This window comes from Stygiolobus sp. RP850M, assembly GCF_037389295.1.
GTDB lineage: Archaea > Thermoproteota > Thermoprotei_A > Sulfolobales > Sulfolobaceae > Stygiolobus.
This window is the reverse complement of sequence record NZ_JBBHKU010000072.1, coordinates 81,656-102,159: the sequence shown is the minus strand read 5'-3', so window position 1 is coordinate 102,159 and position 20,504 is coordinate 81,656. Positions and strand designations below refer to the sequence as shown.

Annotated in this window: 26 protein-coding genes; 16 read left to right on the top strand and 10 right to left on the bottom strand. The window is 39.3% G+C overall.

Annotated features, from left to right (window positions below):
• Nucleotides 1–15: 15 nt before the first annotated feature.
• The 12 genes from WIW52_RS10560 to WIW52_RS10505 are packed head-to-tail and all read left to right on the top strand — an operon-like array spanning nucleotide 16 to nucleotide 10,258.
• Entirely contained in the window at nucleotides 16–318 is a 303-nt protein-coding gene (locus WIW52_RS10560; protein ID WP_337710367.1) for a V-type ATP synthase subunit F, read from the top strand.
• A gap of 6 nt (nucleotides 319–324) precedes the next feature.
• Nucleotides 325–897: a V-type ATP synthase subunit E gene (locus WIW52_RS10555; protein WP_337710366.1), complete on the top strand. Its 573-nt coding sequence runs from the start codon at nucleotides 325–327 to the stop codon at nucleotides 895–897.
• A 1-nt stretch (nucleotide 898) separates the two neighbouring features.
• The gene (locus tag WIW52_RS10550; protein ID WP_337710365.1) at nucleotides 899–2,680 is read left to right on the top strand and encodes an ATP synthase subunit A; all 1,782 of its coding nucleotides are present in this window, start codon (nucleotides 899–901) and stop codon (nucleotides 2,678–2,680) included.
• The gene (locus tag WIW52_RS10545; RefSeq protein WP_337701440.1) at nucleotides 2,680–4,077 is read left to right on the top strand and encodes a V-type ATP synthase subunit B; all 1,398 of its coding nucleotides are present in this window, start codon (nucleotides 2,680–2,682) and stop codon (nucleotides 4,075–4,077) included. The genes WIW52_RS10550 and WIW52_RS10545 overlap by 1 nt, the downstream gene beginning before the upstream one ends.
• Complete coding sequence (locus tag WIW52_RS10540) at nucleotides 4,074–4,715, top strand: V-type ATP synthase subunit D (RefSeq protein WP_337710364.1); 642 nt, start codon at nucleotides 4,074–4,076, stop codon at nucleotides 4,713–4,715. The genes WIW52_RS10545 and WIW52_RS10540 overlap by 4 nt, the downstream gene beginning before the upstream one ends.
• Nucleotides 4,708–4,866, top strand: coding sequence for an ATPase (locus WIW52_RS10535; RefSeq protein WP_337710363.1), 159 nt, complete (start codon nucleotides 4,708–4,710; stop codon nucleotides 4,864–4,866). Before WIW52_RS10540 ends, WIW52_RS10535 begins: the two co-directional genes overlap by 8 nt.
• 19 nt (nucleotides 4,867–4,885) lie before the next feature.
• Nucleotides 4,886–5,182 (top strand): V-type ATP synthase subunit K, encoded by a 297-nt coding sequence (locus tag WIW52_RS10530; protein ID WP_337710362.1) that lies wholly within the window; start codon nucleotides 4,886–4,888, stop codon nucleotides 5,180–5,182.
• A 54-nt stretch (nucleotides 5,183–5,236) separates the two neighbouring features.
• On the top strand, nucleotides 5,237–6,688 hold the full coding sequence (proS, locus tag WIW52_RS10525; protein WP_337710361.1) for a proline--tRNA ligase: 1,452 nt from the start codon (nucleotides 5,237–5,239) through the stop codon (nucleotides 6,686–6,688).
• A 35-nt stretch (nucleotides 6,689–6,723) separates the two neighbouring features.
• On the top strand, nucleotides 6,724–7,011 hold the full coding sequence (locus WIW52_RS10520) for a 30S ribosomal protein S26e (RefSeq protein WP_337701447.1): 288 nt from the start codon (nucleotides 6,724–6,726) through the stop codon (nucleotides 7,009–7,011).
• A 57-nt stretch (nucleotides 7,012–7,068) separates the two neighbouring features.
• Complete coding sequence (gene pdxS, locus WIW52_RS10515) at nucleotides 7,069–8,079, top strand: pyridoxal 5'-phosphate synthase lyase subunit PdxS (RefSeq protein ID WP_337710360.1); 1,011 nt, start codon at nucleotides 7,069–7,071, stop codon at nucleotides 8,077–8,079.
• 2 nt (nucleotides 8,080–8,081) lie between these two features.
• Nucleotides 8,082–8,684 carry a pyridoxal 5'-phosphate synthase glutaminase subunit PdxT gene (gene pdxT / locus WIW52_RS10510; RefSeq protein ID WP_337710359.1) on the top strand — a complete coding sequence of 201 codons (603 nt, stop codon included), beginning with the start codon at nucleotides 8,082–8,084 and terminating at the stop codon, nucleotides 8,682–8,684.
• Nucleotides 8,685–8,728: 44 nt separating this feature from the next.
• Complete coding sequence (locus tag WIW52_RS10505; protein WP_337710358.1) at nucleotides 8,729–10,258, top strand: PINc/VapC family ATPase; 1,530 nt, start codon at nucleotides 8,729–8,731, stop codon at nucleotides 10,256–10,258.
• On the opposite strand, the gene hjc is transcribed toward WIW52_RS10505, so the two are convergent.
• The 6 genes from hjc to WIW52_RS10475 all read right to left on the bottom strand — a co-directional run bounded on the left by hjc (nucleotide 10,259) and on the right by WIW52_RS10475 (nucleotide 15,266).
• A complete protein-coding gene (hjc, locus tag WIW52_RS10500; protein WP_337710357.1) occupies nucleotides 10,259–10,693 on the bottom strand; it encodes a Holliday junction resolvase Hjc in 435 nt (144 codons plus the stop codon).
• A 19-nt stretch (nucleotides 10,694–10,712) separates the two neighbouring features.
• Nucleotides 10,713–11,711, bottom strand: a complete 999-nt coding sequence (gene ilvC / locus WIW52_RS10495) for a ketol-acid reductoisomerase (protein WP_337710356.1) — start codon at nucleotides 11,709–11,711, stop codon at nucleotides 10,713–10,715.
• Nucleotides 11,692–12,087, bottom strand: a complete 396-nt coding sequence (locus WIW52_RS10490) for an ACT domain-containing protein (RefSeq protein ID WP_337710355.1) — start codon at nucleotides 12,085–12,087, stop codon at nucleotides 11,692–11,694. The genes ilvC and WIW52_RS10490 overlap by 20 nt, the downstream gene beginning before the upstream one ends.
• A complete protein-coding gene (locus tag WIW52_RS10485; RefSeq protein ID WP_337710353.1) occupies nucleotides 12,065–13,783 on the bottom strand; it encodes an acetolactate synthase large subunit in 1,719 nt (572 codons plus the stop codon). Before WIW52_RS10485 ends, WIW52_RS10490 begins: the two co-directional genes overlap by 23 nt.
• A 165-nt stretch (nucleotides 13,784–13,948) precedes the next feature.
• Nucleotides 13,949–14,482 (bottom strand): magnesium-dependent phosphatase-1, encoded by a 534-nt coding sequence (locus WIW52_RS10480; RefSeq protein WP_337710351.1) that lies wholly within the window; start codon nucleotides 14,480–14,482, stop codon nucleotides 13,949–13,951.
• Nucleotides 14,460–15,266, bottom strand: a complete 807-nt coding sequence (locus tag WIW52_RS10475; RefSeq protein ID WP_337710349.1) for a GTPase — start codon at nucleotides 15,264–15,266, stop codon at nucleotides 14,460–14,462. The genes WIW52_RS10480 and WIW52_RS10475 overlap by 23 nt, the downstream gene beginning before the upstream one ends.
• A 34-nt stretch (nucleotides 15,267–15,300) precedes the next feature.
• On the opposite strand from WIW52_RS10475, the gene WIW52_RS10470 reads away from it, so the two are divergent.
• Nucleotides 15,301–16,251 (top strand): hypothetical protein, encoded by a 951-nt coding sequence (locus WIW52_RS10470; RefSeq protein WP_337710347.1) that lies wholly within the window; start codon nucleotides 15,301–15,303, stop codon nucleotides 16,249–16,251.
• Between the two features lie 19 nt (nucleotides 16,252–16,270).
• Here WIW52_RS10470 and WIW52_RS10465 read toward each other — a convergent pair whose 3' ends face one another.
• Nucleotides 16,271–17,113 (bottom strand): UbiA family prenyltransferase, encoded by an 843-nt coding sequence (locus WIW52_RS10465; RefSeq protein WP_337710346.1) that lies wholly within the window; start codon nucleotides 17,111–17,113, stop codon nucleotides 16,271–16,273.
• Nucleotides 17,114–17,156: 43 nt separating this feature from the next.
• On the opposite strand from WIW52_RS10465, the gene WIW52_RS10460 reads away from it, so the two are divergent.
• A complete protein-coding gene (locus WIW52_RS10460; RefSeq protein ID WP_337710345.1) occupies nucleotides 17,157–17,372 on the top strand; it encodes a PolB1-binding protein PBP2 family protein in 216 nt (71 codons plus the stop codon).
• Here WIW52_RS10460 and WIW52_RS10455 read toward each other — a convergent pair.
• Both WIW52_RS10455 and speD read right to left on the bottom strand, forming a co-directional pair.
• Complete coding sequence (locus WIW52_RS10455) at nucleotides 17,331–18,119, bottom strand: hypothetical protein (RefSeq protein ID WP_337710343.1); 789 nt, start codon at nucleotides 18,117–18,119, stop codon at nucleotides 17,331–17,333. The genes WIW52_RS10460 and WIW52_RS10455 overlap by 42 nt on opposite strands.
• A gap of 137 nt (nucleotides 18,120–18,256) precedes the next feature.
• Nucleotides 18,257–18,625 (bottom strand): adenosylmethionine decarboxylase, encoded by a 369-nt coding sequence (gene speD / locus WIW52_RS10450; protein WP_337701473.1) that lies wholly within the window; start codon nucleotides 18,623–18,625, stop codon nucleotides 18,257–18,259.
• 120 nt (nucleotides 18,626–18,745) lie between these two features.
• Between speD and WIW52_RS10445 the strand changes: the two genes are divergently transcribed.
• Both WIW52_RS10445 and WIW52_RS10440 read left to right on the top strand, forming a co-directional pair.
• Nucleotides 18,746–19,030 (top strand): DUF211 domain-containing protein, encoded by a 285-nt coding sequence (locus tag WIW52_RS10445; RefSeq protein ID WP_337701476.1) that lies wholly within the window; start codon nucleotides 18,746–18,748, stop codon nucleotides 19,028–19,030.
• Nucleotides 19,027–19,992, top strand: a complete 966-nt coding sequence (locus WIW52_RS10440; protein WP_337710341.1) for a TIGR00269 family protein — start codon at nucleotides 19,027–19,029, stop codon at nucleotides 19,990–19,992. Before WIW52_RS10445 ends, WIW52_RS10440 begins: the two co-directional genes overlap by 4 nt.
• Here WIW52_RS10440 and WIW52_RS10435 read toward each other — a convergent pair.
• A complete protein-coding gene (locus tag WIW52_RS10435) occupies nucleotides 19,968–20,501 on the bottom strand; it encodes a cob(I)yrinic acid a,c-diamide adenosyltransferase (protein WP_337701480.1) in 534 nt (177 codons plus the stop codon). The genes WIW52_RS10440 and WIW52_RS10435 overlap by 25 nt on opposite strands.
• Between the last annotated feature and the right edge of the window lie 3 nt (nucleotides 20,502–20,504).

The following is a 20,504-nucleotide window of genomic DNA, read 5'->3' as shown; positions in this document are numbered from 1 at the left end:
AAATGATAATTAACGATGGGTAAAGTAGTAGTATTAGGGGACAGATATACTGTTAACCTTTTCAGGATGATAGGTACTGAGGGCTTAGTGCTTGATGACCCACTCAATCTTGAGGACACATTGGTTAAGTTAAAAAAGAGAGAAGACATAGACTTAATATTGGTCGCAAATGACCTATATAATCCAGTAAAGGAAAAAATTGAATCATTGGTAATAGATCAGAAAAAACCACTAATTACTGTTATTCCAACTCCCTTTAGTCAAGGTCAGCCCCTCGATGTGAAAGGCTTAATACTTAGAGCTCTAGGATTTGGGTGAGAATAGATGAAATTTGAGGAATTATTAAATTCATCATTAGAGGACGTGAAAAAGAAGAACCAAGAAGAACTAAAAAAAGCTATGGTTGAAGCTAATACGATTGTAGATGAGAGATACAACGCTATTCTTTCGGAGTATACACAAAAGATCACGGATTATATCAGGAAGAATGAAGATAGGGTAAAAGGCGAGCAAGCGAAACTAGAAGTAGAAAATAAAAGGCTTATCAGTAAGGAGAAAGACTATTGGATCTCCCAAGTGTACTATAAGGTAATGGAGAAAATACCGGGCTTAGTGTCTGATACTAGATACAAGCGAGGGCTTGAAAGTATAATATCAAGAGAGGCTAAAAACGGCTCCGTGATTTATTGTTCTTCACGTGATCTAGGGACTGTTAAAACTATTCTATCATCTAAGAAGATAAACGCTAAGGTCGAGGAGGATAAGAACATAAGGGCTGGGATTAAAATTTTCTATCCCGATCAAAGTTTAGTGAGAGACTTTACGCTTGAAACAATTTTAAATCAGATGTTCGATGATTTAAGAGACGAAATAGCTAAAGTTCTCTTCGGTGAGTAAGATGGCAGGAGAAGGTCGTGTTATTCGTGTTAATGGACCTCTAGTAGTAGCGGACGGAATGAGATCAGCGCAAATGTATGAAGTAGTAGAAGTAGGAGAACCCAGATTAATAGGAGAGATTACCAGAATTGAGGGCGATAAGGCATTCATCCAGGTTTACGAGACTACTGACGGCATTAAGCCCGGAGACAAAGTATACAGAACTAGCGCTCCCTTATCAGTAGAATTAGGTCCCGGACTACTAGGAAGGATATTTGATGGTCTACAGAGACCACTGGACTACATTGCAAATGTCACTAAAACACCCTACGTTAAAAGAGGAGTAAAGATACCGGCACTAGACAAGAACAAGAAATGGCACTTCACGCCTACCATAAAGAAAGGGGACAAGGTGTCAGGCGGGGATATAATCGGTGTAGTCCAAGAGACAGAGCTTATTCAACATAAGATATTAGCCCCCCCTAACGTTCATGGTGTTGTAAAAGAAGTTGTGACCGAAGGTGATTACACAGTAGAGGATGTTATAGCTACTTTAGATGTTAACGGCGACACGAAAGAGCTCAAAATGTATCATAAATGGCCCGTAAGAGTTCCGAGACCTTTCAAAGAAAAGTTAGAGCCTACAGAACCTCTATTGACGGGTACCAGAGTAATTGATACTATATTCCCTATGGCAAAAGGAGGAACGGCAGCTATACCAGGTCCATTTGGAAGCGGTAAGACGGTAACATTACAAAGTTTAGCCAAATGGTCGGCAGCTAAGATTGTAATTTATGTGGGATGTGGAGAAAGGGGTAACGAAATGACAGACGAGCTAAGACAGTTCCCTAAGCTAAAGGACCCATGGACTGGAAAACCATTACTTCAGAGAACAATATTAGTTGCAAACACTAGCAACATGCCTGTAGCGGCGAGAGAGTCAAGCATATACGTAGGAGTTACTATGGCTGAGTATTTCAGGGATCAAGGTTATGACGTATTATTAGTAGCTGACTCAACCACTAGGTGGGCGGAAGCATTAAGAGACTTAGGAGGTAGAATGGAGGAGATGCCAGCAGAAGAAGGGTTCCCAAGTTACTTACCTTCAAGGTTAGCAGAGTATTATGAGAGGGCTGGAAGGGTAAGGGCAATAGGGAACCCAGAGAGGACTGGCTCAGTGACGATAGCTTCAGCAGTATCTCCTCCAGGAGGTGACTTTACCGAGCCAGTTACCAGTAATACATTAAGATTTGTGAGAGTGTTCTGGCCTTTAGATGTCTCGTTGGCTCAAGCTAGGCACTTCCCAGCAATAAACTGGATCCAAGGGTTCTCCGCTTACGTAGATTTAGTAGCTTCGTGGTGGCATAAAAACGTTGATCCGAATTGGTATGATATGAGGAACACTTTGGTGAAAGTCCTTTTAAGGGAGGATGAACTCAAACAAATAGTGAGGTTAGTAGGTCCCGAGTCACTGTCAGATAAGGACAAGCTAGTTCTAGAGGCTGCAAAATTAGTGAGAATAGGATTCTTGCAACAGAATGCGTTTGATGAGATAGACGCTTTCGCTACACCGCAAAAGCAGGCTAAAATGATGCATGTGTTATATACGTTCTATACTCAAGCTAACGATTTAATCAGTAAAGGAATACCTTTGAAGAAGATATTAGAAAAAGTTGGGTCATTGGAGCCAGAAATTATAAGGATTAAATACTCAGTAAAGAATGATGAACTAGCGAAAATAGATGAGATAGAGAATAAATTAAAGGCAGCTTATGACTCATTACTAAAGGAGGTGTCAGGATAATGGAAAGCATGAACCTTAGAGAATATTCGAACATCTCGATGATTAAAGGTCCTCTAGTGGCTGTACAAGGAGTAAATGACGCTTCTTATAACGAGTTAGTAGAAATTGAATTGGCTGACGGTATCAAGAGAAGGGGGCTAGTAGTAGATTCGCAATTAGGAGTTACATTTGTCCAAGTTTTCGAAGGGACCACTGGTATCTCACCTACAAGTACAAAGGTAAGGTTCTTAGGAAGAGGGTTGGAGATAAAAGTTTCCGAAGAGATGCTAGGGCGTATATTCAACCCGTTAGGTGAACCTTTGGATAACGGTCCACCAGTCATATCAGGCGAGAAGAGGGACATTAACGGAGATCCCTTAAATCCAGCAGTTAGAGAATATCCAGAAGAGTTTATCCAAACCGGAATATCTGCAATTGACGGCATGTTGTCATTACTGAGAGGACAAAAGCTCCCTATATTTAGCGGGAGCGGTATGCCTGGTAACATGATTGCTGCTCAAATCGCTAAACAAGCTACTGTTAGAGGTGAAGAGAGTAATTTCGCTGTAGTCTTTGGTGCAATAGGAATAAGATATGACGAAGCATTATTCTTCAGGAAGTTCTTCGAAGAGACTGGTGCTATAAACAGGGTTGCGATGTTCTTCAGTCTAGCTAATGAACCACCATCGTTAAAGATTCTAACACCAAGAGCGGCTTTGACTCTAGCTGAATATTTAGCTTTCGAAAAAGATATGCATGTATTAGCAATACTCATTGATATGACAAACTATTGTGAAGCACTTAGAGAACTAAGTGCTTCTAAAGAAGAGGTCCCTGGTAGAGGAGGCTACCCTGGATACATGTACACTGATCTAGCGACAATCTATGAGAGAGCAGGTAAAGTAGTTGGTAAAAAGGGTTCAATTACTCAGATGCCAATTTTAACGATGCCTAATGATGACATTACACATCCAATTCCGGACTTGACCGGTTACATAACCGAAGGTCAGATAACCCTTGATAGATCATTATATAATAAAGGAATATATCCACCGATTAACGTCCTCATGAGCATTTCAAGGCTCATGAGAGACGGTATAGGAGAAGGAAAAACAAGAGATGACCATAAGGACTTATCTAACCAACTGTTTGCGGCATATGCAAGGGCTCAGGAAGTAAGAGGGTTAGCTGCAATTATTGGTGAGGATAGCCTTTCGGAAGTTGATAGGAAGTATTTACTGTTCGGAGAACAGTTCGAGAGAAAGTTCATAAGTCAAGGGTTCAATGAGAATAGAACTATAGAACAAACACTAGACATTGGATGGGAAGTCCTCTCTGTGTTACCAGAGTCTGAGTTAAGTCTAATCAAGCAAGAATACATAAAGAAGTATCATCCCAACTATAGGGGTAAGAAATGAGCTCAAGGAAGATTTTACCTACAAAGATTAATCTGATAAATCTTAGGCGACAAATCAGATTAACTAGAACTATTAAGAGACTTTTGGAAAATAAAAGAGAGGTTTTGTTACTGTACTTACGTCAATATGCTGATGAGTATGAAAAGACCTACGGTGAGGTCAGCAAAGTTTTATCGGATGTATACTCTACGTATTTAAAAGGTGTTTCGGCTGAGGGTATAGCTACTATAGAACAGTTTGCGAGTTCTGTACCCCCCAGCCTTGAGGTTAAGAGTAATACAAAGCTCCTCTTCGGTGTTAGAATTCCGATAGTTGAGCTAAATGAGGAATCAATTCAAAAACAGCCCTTCGGTGACGTAGAAATATCACCTTATATACTAAAATCAAGGGAAGAGATTGCAGAGGCTTTCAAAAAAATACTGCTTCTTGTTGAGATGGAATCAGCTATAAGGTCACTTACTCTTGAGCTGAGAAAGACACAAAGGCTTATAAATGCTATAGATACTTCTATACTTCCTTATTATAATTCTTCAGCTAAGTACATTAAGAGCGTATTAGATGATAGAACCAGAGAGGAATTTAGTAGGTTAAAAATGATTAGGAGAGTTCTTCAGAGGAGGAGGATGGAAAGTGGCTGAACAATACGTGAATATGTTAAAGATTAAACTCGATGAAAAGAGAAAAGAAATAATGTCGCAATTAAATGCTGAGTTTGAAAAGATAGTTAAACAAAGAATGGATGACTTTGAAAACATTAAAAGAAATATTTTAAAGGAAGTAGAAAAATAGTTTAACGGAGTGTTCTACTATGAGGAAAATCCTGCTCGCATCTCTACTAATACCAATATTAGTAACTACGCTAGCTTCAGCTCAAACTAGCTCAGGTACAGAGCTTGCCGGAATTAACATCGGTGCAGGTCTCGCAATAGGTTTAGCTGCAGTGGGTGCTGGAGTTGCTGTAGGAATGGCAGCTGCGGCAGGTATTGGTGTATTAACGGAAAGGAGAGACATGTTCGGTACAGTTCTGATCTTCGTGGCTATCGGAGAAGGAATCGCAGTATATGGTATACTGTTCGCAATATTAATGTTGTTCGCAAAAGTGTGAACGTGTTAAAAGACAAAAATGCTTTTTTAGTTCCTCGTTTTCTTTCCTCTTACTATGAAAATAACAAGAGAAAAGTGGCAGACGAACTTTTCTGAATGGTTCGATTGGGTACTAAAAGAAGGTGAATTCTACGATTATGGGAGATATCCAGTCAAAGGAGTAGGAGTTTGGTTACCCTACGGTTTCAAAATAAGAAGGGCTGTAACTGACTTAATTAGGAACTTACTTGATTCCACGGGACATGAGGAAGTACTATTCCCAATGCTTATCCCCGAAGATCTGTTGCGTAGGGAGTCGGAGCACATAAGGGGTTTTGAGGGTGAGGTATATTGGGTAACAAAGGGAGGTAAGGATGACCTAGACGTTAAATTAGCGTTGAGACCTACTAGTGAGACTTCAATTACCTTCATGGAGTCTCTGTGGATAAGTAGTTACAAGCAACTACCTAAGAAATATTATCAAATAGTTAGTGTTTTCCGATACGAGACCAAAGCTACGAGACCCATGATAAGGCTCAGGGAACTAACTACTTTCAAAGAAGCGCATACTCTTCACGAGACTTATGAAGACGCCGAAAGACAAGTCAAAGAGGCAGTGGAAATCTACAAAAAGTTTTTCGACGAACTAGGAATTCCTTATGTCATATCGAAGAGGCCAGATTGGGATAAGTTTGCAGGTGCTGTCTACACTATTGCGTTCGATACGATAATGCCAGACTCAAGGGTTATGCAAATAGGTACGGTACATCATCTAGGACAACACTTTACAAAAGTGTTTGACTTCAAGATACAAAAGAAAGATGGTTCATTAGAATATCCTCATCAAACAAGTTATGGGATTTCAGACAGAGTGGTCGCTGCGTTAATCGCCATTAACGGAGACGATCACGGCCCGGTCTTGAATCCTAAAATAGCACCTATAAAAGTAGTAATAATTCCTATACCCGCTAAAGATGATGAAACTAATAAGAAAATCACAGATTATTGTGATGGTATTGCGGAGGAATTAAATAAGAACTCAATAAACGCGGTTGTTGATAAAAACCCTGAGAAGACACCTGGCGAGAAGTTTTATATCTGGGAATTAAAGGGTGTCCCCTTAAGGATAGAGATAGGGCAAAGAGAGGTAAACAATAACACGGTATATATTAAAAGGAGAGATACATTACAAGGCATTTCGATACAGAGAAGTGAATTAGTGAAAAAAGTTTCCGAGCTCCTAATGAAGATCTCGGAAGATTTGAAGAAAAATGCTTGGGAAATGATGAAGAGTAAAACAATATATACAGACGATCTAGATGAAGCTAAAAAGACGTTAGAAAATAGGTCCGGTATAGTAGAAGTACCATGGTGCGGGGAGAACGACTGTGGTTTGAAACTTGAAGAGCTTACTAACAGTAGGGTGTTAGGTTCTCCATACGACTCATCAAGAGATGTTTCAAATAAGTCGTGTGTGGTTTGTAAAAAACCAGCTAAGGATACCCTTAGGCTAGCAAAAACTTATTAAAAGGAGTGATATGGTTAAATTAAGGGTGTTAATTTTTGCCTAAGAAAAGAGAGAATAGAGGTAGAAGGAAAGGCGATAAGGGGCATGTAGGTTATATTTCTTGCGATCAATGTGGTGCTAGAGTACCAGAGGATAAAGCAATATGTGTAACTAAACCATACAGTCCAGTAGACCCTGCTTTAGCAGCTGAACTAGAGAAGAAAGGAGCCATTATAATGAGATATCCGGTAACGAAGTGTTATTGTGTTAATTGTGCGGTTTACTTAGGTATTATAAAGATTAGAGCTGAAGAAGAAAGGAAACAAAAGGCAAAACTTTATTGAGCTCCCCAAGTACTCTTTTGACAAAGTTTTTTAAATTTACTTTGCTCATCTCTTTTTATGAGACTTTACGAGTTAAGTTTTTATGAGATTGAGAGTTTTTTCTACAAATTAGCTGAACTCAGGGATATCCTTAAAGATGAAAATCTATTGACAGTATCTCCAATCCTTGAGAAAGGTGATGTAGTTCAGGGTACATCAATGGTAAGGCACGCTTTTCCTATATTTCAGAAAGGTGGAGTAGTAATGGATGTAACTAACGCCACACAGGCTCAAATAGCTGAAGATGCTGGAGCTACTGCTGTGATGGTCTTAGACAAGCTACCTTACGACGTGAGGAAAAGTGGCGGTGTAGCGAGAATGGCTGATCCAAAAATTATTGAGGAAGTAATGAACTCTATTACGATACCCGTTATGGCAAAGGTAAGGATAGGACATTATTACGAAGCTAGGGTGCTAGAAGCGCTAGGAGTAGATATGATAGACGAGAGCGAAGTCCTTACACCTGCCGACGAGGAACATCACATAAACAAATGGGAATTCAAAGTACCCTTCGTCAACGGAGCGAGAAGTTTAGGAGAAGCCTTGAGGAGAATTAATGAAGGAGCATCAATGATCAGAACTAAAGGTGAAGCTGGAACTGGAAACGTAAGCGAAGCTGTAAAGCACATGAAAATAATAAACAATGAGATAGCCCAATTGGTGTCAATGAATGAAGAGGACAGATTAAAGAAATCTAGGGAGTTACAAGTTCCTTATCAATTAGTAGAACTAACTGTTAAGCTCAAGAGGTTACCGGTTGTTAACTTTGCGGCTGGAGGAATAGCTACACCTGCTGATGCTGCCCTGATGATGTGGTTAGGTGCTGACGGTGTTTTCGTAGGCTCTGGAATATTTAAGAGTTCAGACCCAGATATGAGGGCTAAAGCAGTAGTTTTAGCCACTGCCAACTGGGAGGACCCTGAAATTGTGTTAGAGGCACAAAAAATGATAAGCGAAAGCAAGAGTATGATGGGCATTGATATAAAGTCGCTTAAGCCAGAGGAGTTGCTGCAAGTAAGAGGGAGTTAAATATGAAAATAGGAATTCTTGCTTATCAAGGTAGTTTCGAGGAGCATGCATTACAGTTAAAGAGAGCAATGACAAAACTGAACGTTAGCGGAGATATACTTCCAGTTAAAAAAGCAGGGGATCTGAAACAAGTTGACGGATTGATTATACCAGGCGGCGAGAGTACAACTATCGGAATTATAGCTCAGAAGCTTGGTGTCTTAGACGATTTAAAAAGTAAGATCACTGAAGGTACACCGGTGTTAGGGACTTGTGCCGGTGCTATAATGTTAGCTAAGGACGTCACAGACGCAAAGGTCTCCAAAAAGTCACAGCCCCTGATAGGGGAAATGAATATTCAAGTTATAAGGAATTATTACGGAAGACAGAGGGAGAGCTTTGAGGCGACTTTAGATTTCTCAGTTATAGGTGGCGGAAAAGGTAGGGTAGTATTCATTAGGGCTCCAGCAATCGTGAAGACGTGGGGAGAGGCTAAGTCTTTAATGACATTACAAGGTGTTACGGTAATGGCTGAGGAGAGAAATATGATTGCTACTACTTTCCATCCTGAACTATCGAATACTACAATCGTTCATGAGTACTTTCTTAATCACGTCAAGAGATAATTTATTATTTTTCCATTTACTAATTTGAAGTAGGGTATTATTAGTTGCCTCCGAAAGATCTATTACCTGATAAGTCCGCACTAATTCATGGTATATCAAAATACGTAGCGGAACAGAGGCTTTATGGTAACATCCTAATTCACAAAATATTACTTAACGAGTTAGAAAGAGACGCAAGGGAAGGTTTAGTTACGGCTGAAATAGCCTTAGAAGAAGTTTCAAGGTTAAAAGAACTTAGTGAAGAGTTGTTAGTAAGTTTCGAGATAGTAGGTGATGAAGGAAGATACTCTTCTGTGAATGAAGGTTTACGTGAGTATTGCTTAAGAAGAGGTTGTACGATCGTTACGGCTGATGCGATACAACAGAGGTTGGCTGAAAGCCTAGGAATTGATGTAATCTTACTTACCCCAGATGTTACTTCGCTTACAATTGATAAGTTATTTGACGAAAACACTATGAGCGTACATTTGAAAGAGGGGACAACCCCAAAAGCCAAAAAGGGCAAACCCGGCAACTGGCAGTTCGTTGAACTGTCGCCTAATATTCTTTCTGGTCACGAGATCAAAAAGATTGCCAATGAAATTCTTTCCGCTGTTGATTACGTTAAAGACTCTTTTATTGAAATTGAGAGAAAAGGTTCGACAATAATCCAGTTAGGTAATTATAGGATAGTGATAATCAGACCTCCTCTAAGCGATGGGTGGGAGGTTGCAATTACCAGACCTGTAGCCAGAAAGAGGTTAGAAGATTACAACCTTAATGAGAAGTTATTATTGAGGTTGAGAGATAGAGCTGAAGGGATACTTATAGCCGGCTCACCAGGTATGGGTAAGACTACTTTCGCCCAGGCACTTGCGGAATTTTACATGAGGATGAATAAAGTAGTTAAAACAATAGAATCTCCCCGTGATATGCATTTACCTCCCGAGATAACACAGTATTCGAAGAACTACGCTGAAGTAGGTGAGTTACACGACATATTATTGCTTAGTAGACCCGATTATACTGTTTATGATGAGATGAGAAATGATGAGGACTTTAAACTCTACATCGATTTAAGACTAGCAGGAATAGGGATGATAGGAGTTGTCCACGCCACTTCTCCGATCGACGCAATTCACAGGTTTATTAATAGAGTCGATATAGGTACAATTCCTAATATTCTGGATACGATAGTTTTCATCCACTCGGGGAATGTAGCCAAGGTATATAGTCTGGACATGACTGTGAAAGTCCCGACTGGATTAAAGGAGGCTGACCTAGCCAGACCCGTTGTAGAGGTTAAAGATTTACTTACGGATAGAGTTGAGTACGAAATTTACGTGTTCGGTGAACAGACCATGATAGTACCCGTGGCTAATATAACAGCAAAAGCCGGAAATGCTATACAAAGAAGATTAGAGAACTTAATTAACAACATAATTCCCTCTGCCTCGGTCACCTATGAGAATGGGGAGTACGTTATAACGATACCGAAGGAAGGAATAGGACTGTTTAATAAACGTGTAGTTACTAAGTTAAAGAAATATGAAAAGAAATATGGTATAAAGACTAGGATTAGATTCCCAGAATGATCACATAAAGAAATCCAAGGTTTTGCTCAATTTGGCGTCTACATATCTCACTAAGTCGTCAAAAGTAAGACCTATGCTTAGTGTCTCTATATCAACAACGTAATTGCCAATCTCAGTCTTTCTAAGGCTGTCGAATTTAACAAAGCGTAGTTCTTTATCAATTTTAGCTCCGATGAACAGTTCGCCTCCGCTCTTCCTTGCAAATTCCTTTATTCCTTCAGCTTGTTCCCGTTCAATGTAAATTCTACTCCCGTTTTTTCTACTCTTCATTTCAATGAGAATTATGACACCGGATTTTATGGCTATTATATCAGGTACGTGGTCTTTTCTCTTAGCTCCGCTTGCAGGTGCTCTAATAACTGCAAAGCCCCTATCCCTAAGTTTGGAAACAATATACCTCTCTAAAGAAGTGCCCCTACTTTTATTTGAAGCCACAAAAGAATATAATAAAAATTTAGGATTTAGGTTTTCCTCTCAGAGATATTTCCCTTACTTCTCTTCCAACTTTCTCTTCTAAGCTGTTTTCTAGCTCTTGAACCCCTTTGACAAGGGTTGGAGCCCCCTTTCCGTATTCTTCTATCCACTGATTAGCAAACTCACCAGATCTTATCTTATCTAAAACCTCTTTCATCCTCTTCTTTACGCTTTCGTCTATGACATATTTACCAGCAGTTAGACCTCCGTATTTTGCTGTGTCAGACACTGCTTTGAACATCCCACTGAACCCTTTTTCATAGATTAAGTCAACAATCATCTTCATTTCGTTTATAGTCTCGTAATATGCGATTTCAGGCTGGTATCCCGCCTCTACTAGGACCTGAAAAGCTGACCTCATTAGTTGTGTTATTCCGCCTACTAAGTCTACTTGTTCACCGAAGAGGTCTGTTTCAGTCTCTTCTTTAAAGGTAGTCTCTATAACACCAGCTCTAGTAGCTCCTAAAGCTTTAGCTATAGCTAATGCTTTCTCTAATGCTTTACCAGAATAGTTCTGGTGAACTGCCACTAATGCAGGGACTCCTCCTCCTTTCACGAAGTATTCTCTTACTATTGGACCTGGTCCTTTAGGTGCTATCATATATACATCCACGTCCTTAGGTGGTTCGATCAGCCTATAGTGTATGTTAAATCCGTGAGCGAAAACTAAGTCATTCCCGCTTCTTAGGTGTGGCTTTACTCTTTCAAGGTATACTGTCCTTTGAACCATATCTGGCAAGAGGAATATTATTATGTCAGCGTTCTTTACAGCATCTTCAGTATGCATTGGGTTAAATCCGTCTTTCTTAGCTTGTTCCCATGATTTTCCTTCTCTTTCTAGTCCTACTAAGACTTTTAACCCAGAGTCTCTAAGGTTTAGTGCCCAAGCATGACCTTGGCTTCCGTAACCTAATACTACTATTGTTTTGTCTTTTATAGGTTCTAAGCTTGCGTCTTTATCAGTATATATTTTTACCACTTACAATCCCCCAACTTAGTGTAGTTATTTTTGAGAATGAGGGTTTAAAAACTACTATGTCATATTCTTTCGCTTCAAAAGTTTCTCCTCTAACTACAGACCCATCTCGTTTTATGACATACGTCGTAACTACAGCATCTTCTAATACCTCTACTTTCTCTACATCTACTGTTTTGCTTAAGTTTTGTATTGCTATATCAAAATTGTTAGTGTAGGGTATTCCTAGATAAATCTCGTATAGTCCGTCGTCTGAAACTTTCCTACCCTGGATCCAGTTAATATCCATTAGCAGTTTTCTGAATGCACCAGCTACTCTCTCTATATAACCTGGATCCCTATAGTAACCAATTACTCTAACTACCTTTTCTTGGGTCACGTAGGATCACCTGCTTTAGTCTTCCGCCTGGAGGTAAAGTGGGTAAGGCTAATTCGTCTTTATCTATGGGCACTCTTATTACTGCTGGCATATCTTCCCTGATAGCAGCTTTTATCGATTTCTCTATTTCTTCATAACTTGTAGCATTATAACCCAGTGCTCCGAAAGCCTCTGCTAACTTGACGAAGTCTGGTGATGGTCCGTAGTCTACTCCTACTACTCGGCGGTTAAAGAACAAGTCTTGTACTTGTCTCACCAGCCCTAATGTTCTGTTATCAAATACTACAGATATTACTGGGATATGCTCGTCAACAGCCGTTGCTAAATTGTTTCCAGTCATTAGGAATGAGCCGTCTCCGTCAAGGTCTACTACTACTTTATCAGGTTTTGCTAGTTTTGCACCCATTGCAGCAGGTAGTCCAAATCCCATTGTTCCCATTCCTGTTGAAGATAAAAACGTCCTTGGCTCTAGTACTTCCCAAAATACTTCAGCCCACATTTGATGTTGCCCCACACCGGTCGTAACAATTGCATCCCTAGGTATTGCATTCCTTATGGTCTTTAGAACTTTCCAAGGTTTTAATTTATTCGGCTCATCGTGATAGTAGAACTGGGCATAGTATTCTTTGTACTCTTTCAATCTCTTTAGCCACGCACTATGATCATTCTTCATTCCTAACTCAATTACAGCTTTTGCCAGTTCCTTCAGTAAGGTCTTAGCATTCCCCACTAGGTTTACGTCTACCTTTATAGCCCTCTCTCCATCTGAAGGGTCAATGTTTATCATAATGAACTTCTTCCTAGTTTCGATCATTTCGTCGTATGACGTTATTGTCCTATCACTAAATCTGGCTCCTACTACTAACATCGCATCTGATTCCAGTGCTGCCATTGACGCTTCAGCTCTTCCGTAGTACCCCATAGGCCCAAAGTATAATGGGTGATCGTGAGGTATCGCTGACTTACCGGGAAATGTTGAGATTATTGGCATATGAAGTAGCTCTGCGAGTTCCAAAACTTCTTGTGTGGCATTAGACCAGACTACTCCAGTTCCAGCAAGTATTATGGGTCTTTCAGCGTTTATCAGGATCTCGGCAGCTTTCTTTAGCTTCTGTCTGTCTATTATTGTCGGAAACTCTTTGTAACCCCTTACAATAGGCTTCTCTGGCCACTTAACCTCGTCCATTTTCTCATAGAATATATCTCTTGGAATATCCACTACAACAGGGCCAGGTCTTCCGGTCGTGGCTATATAAAACGCATTTTTAACCCATAACGGAATTTCTTCGATTTTCTTTACTTCCACCACGTATTTTGTAATGTGCTCAAATACACCCATTGCATCAGCTTCTTGGAATGCCATTTTTCCAATTGAGGATCTGGGTACTTGTCCGGTTATCGCTATTACTGGTGATGAGTCCCAATAGGCAGTTATTAACCCAGTTACAAGGTTTGTAGCTCCGGGACCTGAAGTCGCTGTGCATACTCCGGGTACTCCGGAGGCTCTTGCGTAACCGTCGGCAGCGTGAGCGGCAGCCTGTTCGTGTCTCATTAGAACGTGTCTAAGTTCTCCATTTTGTATGTCTTCGACAAAGGCGTCGTATATTTGCATGTTTGATAACCCTGGTATACCGAAAATTACCTTTACACCTTCTCTTTTTAGAGAATCGACTAGAATTCTAGCACCACTTGGCATAATCACACACCCCTAATAGAAGTAGGTTGCATGATAGAATATTCAAATACATTCTTTCTCCTGTTTTCCCTCTTGATCGAGAATTTAGGAGAAAATTTAGTCGACTTGGAGGGTACAGTCACCTATCATCTTTTTCACAGACAGAAGTGAATGAATTTTAAATTTTTAAATATTACTGTAATTCTTTTCACTTAACTTCTCTGAATTATAAATACTTTTTATTTTTTCTATGATTTGTTTGTGATTATTAATATCCCCCCACATCTCTAAACAGTTTACATTACCTACATATAACCAAGTGTTTCCGAAATGAACTCTGCGATCATCAACAAACAAAATCTCCTCAGGCTTGATCTCAACTTTCTTTGACTGTCTAAGCAAGGAGATTATATGGCTTATGTAAATGAATTTGAAAGGATACTCCCTTGAGACGATCAGATCGAAATAGTTCTTCAGCTTAAGTGTTGACAACACAATTTCGGTCTTTTCAGGAATGTTCCACGTTACTAATACGAGATAAAAACCCGTGTCTTTGAGTTCTTGAAGAGTTTCTCTTACGCCAGGGAATAAAGTTACCTTACTTCCACTTGAGTCTTCTAAGCTATTCTCGTTAACTAATTTTAGAGGGGGTTTAAGGTCGGATATATTAGGGTGATCCCAGAGGGTCTTGTCCGCGTCAAGCACTACTACTTTTATCATTTGTCTTTATATCTGGTGGATAGGTATAATAAATTATTTTGCCATCGTGATAATCTCTAATTAGTACCTTTGCAGCTTCATCAATATTAGGTTCTTTTGTGGTCTTGTATATCCATCCACGCTTTAGTGCTAGTCTGTTTAAGAAATCGTAATAGTCGGAATAATCAAGTTTGTAAACGTTTTTAATTACATTAGGGTCAAATTGTTGTATTCTGTCAAAGAGAAGCTTCGCAGCTCTTACCGGGTCTTCTAGCTTGTCCACGTTAATCCCCCTTATAATTCGCTCTAATTCATTCCCGTCTGGTGGAATTATACCTGGCGTATCCCATATGTATAATCTTGAGTCAACTCGGAAGAGTTGAACGGATTTAGTATAACCATAGCTCATTGGAAACTTTGAGGTTGTTGCCGAATGTCTCCCTTTTAGTGCGTTTATCATAGACGATTTACCCGTTTTAGGATATCCTACGAGTACAGCGATCCCTTCTCGTTTCCCCCCTAAAAGTTCCTTGATTTTATCCCTAAGGATTTTAGTACCTAAGTGACCGGTTGCGGATATGTAAACTGTTGGTATTTTATCCTTTCTTTCTATGTACTCTTTCCATTTCTGTAACACGTCTAACGGAATTAAGTCACCTTTGTTGAGAACTATAAGAAGTTTTTTACCTTTTCTTCTCGATACATCTTCTATTTTCCTTGATCTAGTAAGGTCAGGTTCACGTGAGTCTAACACTTCAACTACTACGTCGGACCTATTGATGAGGGCAAGAACTTTCCCTATCATTCACTTTATTTTTGGTGGTTAAGGTATTAATAATATGCCAATTGGAAATATGGTAACATTCGATAAGGGCTCCTTTGACGGGACTATTGATTATGACTTCTTTACTACACCTACGAAACTTAACACAGCCCTGAAAGAATTTACATACGTTATAAATATCGACAGCAAACCAGAGAAGGTTTATATAATCTTGAACATAGAGCGGGACAAAAACGTAGAGCCAAAGTGGAGACTCTGGTTAAACGATTTTTCATTAACTAAGGAGTTCAGACCTAACATAGAAGTAGAGAACGGAAGTAGAAAAATTTCGTCTATAATCTATGACATTTCCCCTTTAGTTAAACCAGGTAGGAACGAATTTCTCATCACGTATAAAGGTATCCACGAGATTTCGCTGGATTGCATAGGTCACGTTACGTTCTACAGAGCGGAAAAGTTTGAAACTAAATATGATCTGATGGCTGGAATTCTGGTCTTGAAGCCCGGGGAGGAAATGAAGTTTAACTGTGATGGAGAATGCCACTTAATAGCTAAGAATGTGGGTAAGAACGCTAGATTGTTTGTAGATAGCTACCTGATAACAAGCGAAAACGAAGTTGAAGAGATTACTATGAGAAAACAAGGAGAGATTTACGTTAGGTATATGTCTGAAAGTAACTCAAGATCCCTAGCTTATATTTACAATTTTTACAGTATTAACTATAAGATACCTAGAATAGTCCTTGAGGTCGACTCTAAAGTAGATAAAGATTCTCTAGATGTGATAATTACTAACTTAAGCGAGATAGAACTAGATAAAGTTATAGTGAACGTTCTCTTCAACGGGCTTTCTATTAGTTACAAAATGTTTAACGACGTAAAAATTTCAGACACGCTAGATATTAAAGTAGGTTTACCTCTAAACAAGAAAGGTAATTTGGTAATAAGGGCAGTAGGTATAAAAAGTGGTTTTAGGAAGACCTTTGACAAATCTTTAACTATTTGATTGAATCTGGCACGTTGAACTAGAGCCTAACAGGCAAACTTCCTAGTATAAAAGCTATCATTGTTCCTATTGCGTATACTTTCAACACACCCCTAGCCTTGGAAGAGTTTTCCATAGTCTCTTTAAGAAGGATAACGTAAATTAATAGGAAATTTAAGATTAAAATCAAAATAAGATATATTATATTAAAGCCTAACCAATAAGGAAGAGGAGACGTTATCATTAACCCTACTAGAATTGCCTTAGAGATTTTCCAAGCTTTGCTTATCCCTAACCTTACAGCTAGGGTCCTCACGTTATTAGCCTTATCTCCTTCATAGTCCTCAATTCCTTTTATGAATTCTCTAGACAAAGTGAAGAAAAATATGTACAAAGTGGGGATCGAGACAAAATAGAGCCAATTTCCAGTAAAGTACGCCAGACCCCCGTAAAAGGCTGATAAAGCTGATGTTGAAGCTACTATCAAATTACCTATTAGCCCGCTTTTCTTCAAGGAAACCGCATATTCGAATAGTAAGATCACCGTAATCAAGGCTACAAATGCAGGAAAGATACCAAGAATAAGGGACAAAAGTATTCCCGTTATTGATGTTGCATAAGCCAAGTTTTTCGCAGTCTGTAGGCTAACAATCCCTGAAGGTATAGGTCTGTAGGGTTTGTTTATACGATCTATTTCCACGTCATACACGTCGTTGATTACATAACCACCAGCAGCGATGAGAGCAACGACTAAAGAGGAAATTATCATCCGGACTGGGATTATATGCCATTCTGAAGCTACTAAATAGCCCATTAGTGCGGACAATGCGGAACCTATAACGTTATGTATCCTCACTAATTGTAGATAAGGTTTTATTGACATAATCGAATAAATTAGATTGAAAGGGTTCTTATAAGGTGAACTAATGTCATCACAAGACGACATAAATATTGCAATAAAGTACTTCAAGAACGTAATTTCAGTAGGGGAAATATTAGCTGTCAGAGAGTTGAAGGCACTAGGGGTTAAAGAGCCCGAGACTACGATAGCTAAATTAATTGAAATGGGAATTATCGAGAAAGGCGAAGGTTGTTACAATTTAGTGAGAAAGAGGAGTGAGGCTTCTCCTGACAAAAAGTGAGTGTAAGTCGAACTCCTCGTTTGCATATATGGTTTTTCCGTTAAAAACTGTAAAACCGAATTTCAAAGCTAAGCTCCAGACTTTCTCAGTTAGAGATAATATGTTATGTTGCTTTCTGATCTCTTTCGATAACTTTTTGAATTTTTCTCTATGCTCGTTTTCATCCCCTTCGTATACTATCTTCTTTATTGAGGGTAAAATTTCGGATATGGAGAAGATACCACCTCCGGTGAATATTTTTATTAATCCCAATACGTCTCCAATACCTCTTCTAACATAGGTCGGTTTTGGTCTAGGTATCCCCCCACCGTGTTTTTCTATTATTTTCTTATTAATTTCTGGGATAAAATTTTCGGGATTTTTATAACCCATCGCTCCTATCAGCGTTCCGTAAGGTAAGGGAACTATCCATGAAAAGCCTGCTTTATTTCTATCATCAAAGAAGACTTCAATTGCTTCCGAGTCTATGGGCTCTGTTAAATATTCGATAGCTTTCACCCATCTGGCATCGCCTTTCCACCCTGAGGCATTGATCACAAGTCCTTCTATCTTCTCTCCATTACAGATTACCGCAGACTCGTTAACGATTTTTGCATCACTTTTTAACCTTAAGCTAACGTTCTCCGACAAATACTTTTCTAAATTAACTCTGTTAAGTCTCACTACATTTGTTCTAATTTCAATTACCTTGTTCTTATAGTGAAGAAGAATTGTCTTGAATTCTCTATCTAAAAACTCTTTAGACACATTTAATCTCTCAAATGTTGACCTACTGATTATTCCAGTGCATTTCTTTCCTACTGAATACCTTCTGTCAAAAACAACAGGGCTTACGTCCTTTACATGATATGCGGTAAGTAACCCAGCTATTCCTCCTCCTACTATCAGAACTCGGATGATCTATCAGCCTCATTCATAGTATATTTTTTTGCCTTTAATTGCTCGACTATATATTGGAAGGCTCTCTTAGGATCTGTGTGTGCACCACAAGAATACACGTCAACAGTAGCGAAGTTATATTCGGGCCACGTGTGTATTGTAACGTGACTTTCAAGTACAATCGCTACAACACTTACGCCATCACCTATCTTCCACGACTTTATGTCTAAAAGTGTCATATTCCCTATTGTTACAGCGTCTTTCACAATCTTCTCCAAAGCTTCCCTGTCTTTTAAGATATTAGGGTCACACTCGTACAATGATCCGTAAACTTGCTTTCCTACTACCTTAGGTGTGCTTATTACCCCCATCATACCCTAACCCCCCACTTTTAAAGGGGTATTCGCTTATTTTTAAATTTTTAACCCTATTTTTACCTTATAAGTAGGTCAAGTTTTTAATGAGAATTTCACATATGATCAGCTGATCATAAATTGGCTATAAGAAGACTTGTCCTTGATGTCTTAAAGCCTATCAGGGGGACTTCGTTAGTAGACCTAGCCGAGAAGGTCGCTTCCTTAGAGGGAGTAGAGGGGGTAAACATAAGCGTTACCGATATGGACGTGGAGACCATGGGATTAATGATAGTGATCGAAGGGACTAACATAAACTTTGAAGAAGTTAAGCAAACCCTTGAGAACCAAGGCTGTGCTATTCATAGTATTGACGAGGTGGTAAGTGGGACTAAAATGGTTGAAGGCAGAGTGAAAGAGAAATGATATGCGATGTATGTAAAGCTAGGGAAGCAGAGGTATACCAACCACATAGTGGTAAGAGACTTTGTAGAAAGTGCTTTATTGAAGATGTGAGGGCGAGGGTGAAGGAGGAGAGTTTAAAGATAGGTCTAGATAAGGCAAACAAAATACTTCTTGCAGTGTCTGGAGGCAAAGACAGTTACGTATTAGCGGACACTTTGGCGTCGTTTATAGATACTCAAAAGTTAATTGCTTACAACATAACTGAGGGGATTCATGGTTATAACAGAAGAGAGCAAATTGAGCAGTTAAGAAAATACCTTTCCTCTCTCGGAATTGAGTTAATAGAAGACAGCTTCAAGCAGAGTGTAGGTTATACGTTAGATGAAATGATGAAATATTCCATCGGTAAGGGGTTAAACGTATCAGCTTGTACTTTTTGTGGAGGCTTTAGGAGGAAATTAATTAATAATGCAGGTAGAGCGGTCTCTGCTGATTACGTCGCTACCGGTCATAATCTGGATGACGAAGTTCAGGCTATAGTAATTAATCTGATTAGGGGCGACTTGCTCAGGTTGATAAGGTTTGCAGACAAACCCATAAAATTGAGTTCGAAATTCGTCCTGAGGGTAAAACCGTTAAGAAAGGTCTATGAGTGGGAGACTACACTTTATGCCTATTATAGCAGTTACCAGTTCCAAGAACTAGAATGTCCTTACATATCTACAAGACCGACGTTGAGAGCCAAAGTGAGGGAGCTCCTTTACATGCTAGAGGATAAAAAACCTGGTACATTATTGACTATTCTTGAGGAGTTCGACAAACTAGCTGAGAAGGTTAGAAATCAGACACAGTTAAAAGAAGAGTTACCTACGTGTAAGATTTGTGGGGAGCCGACCAGCTACGGAAGGGAAATATGTAAGAACTGTGAACTCTTGATATCAGCTGGTTTGTTGAATTATCACCAGAACTTGCCTATGTCGTAAACATTTTCCTCTACACCTTTTCTCTTGTTTGCGGCTAAAGCCATTGCGAAGAGCAGTGAGGAAAGTCTATTCAAATACGTAATTATCATCTTGTTCATTTCCGGAAGTTCCTTGGAATATTTTACAGTATTCCTTTCTATTCGCCTGCATACGCTCCTAGTTATGTGGATGAGTGAGGCTTCTTCAGAACCTCCCGGTATTACAAATAACCTAACCGGTCCGGTTTCCTTCCTATAAGCTACAGTCCTATCCTCGAGCCACTTTACGTAGTCCATAGTTATTCTCTTCTTTACACCGTTAGTTGAGAGGTCTTCTCCTATCTCAAATAACGTGTATTGGACTTTCTTGATGTCGTTTTTCATGTCCTCCCAGGGTAGTTTTGAAACTAAATAACCTAAATAAGAATTTAGTTCGTCTAAATCTCCTAATAGATTAACCAAAGGGGAATCTTTACCGACTCTTTTGTTAATTACATTAGTGGAACCATCGTCGCCTTCTCTAGTAAACACAGT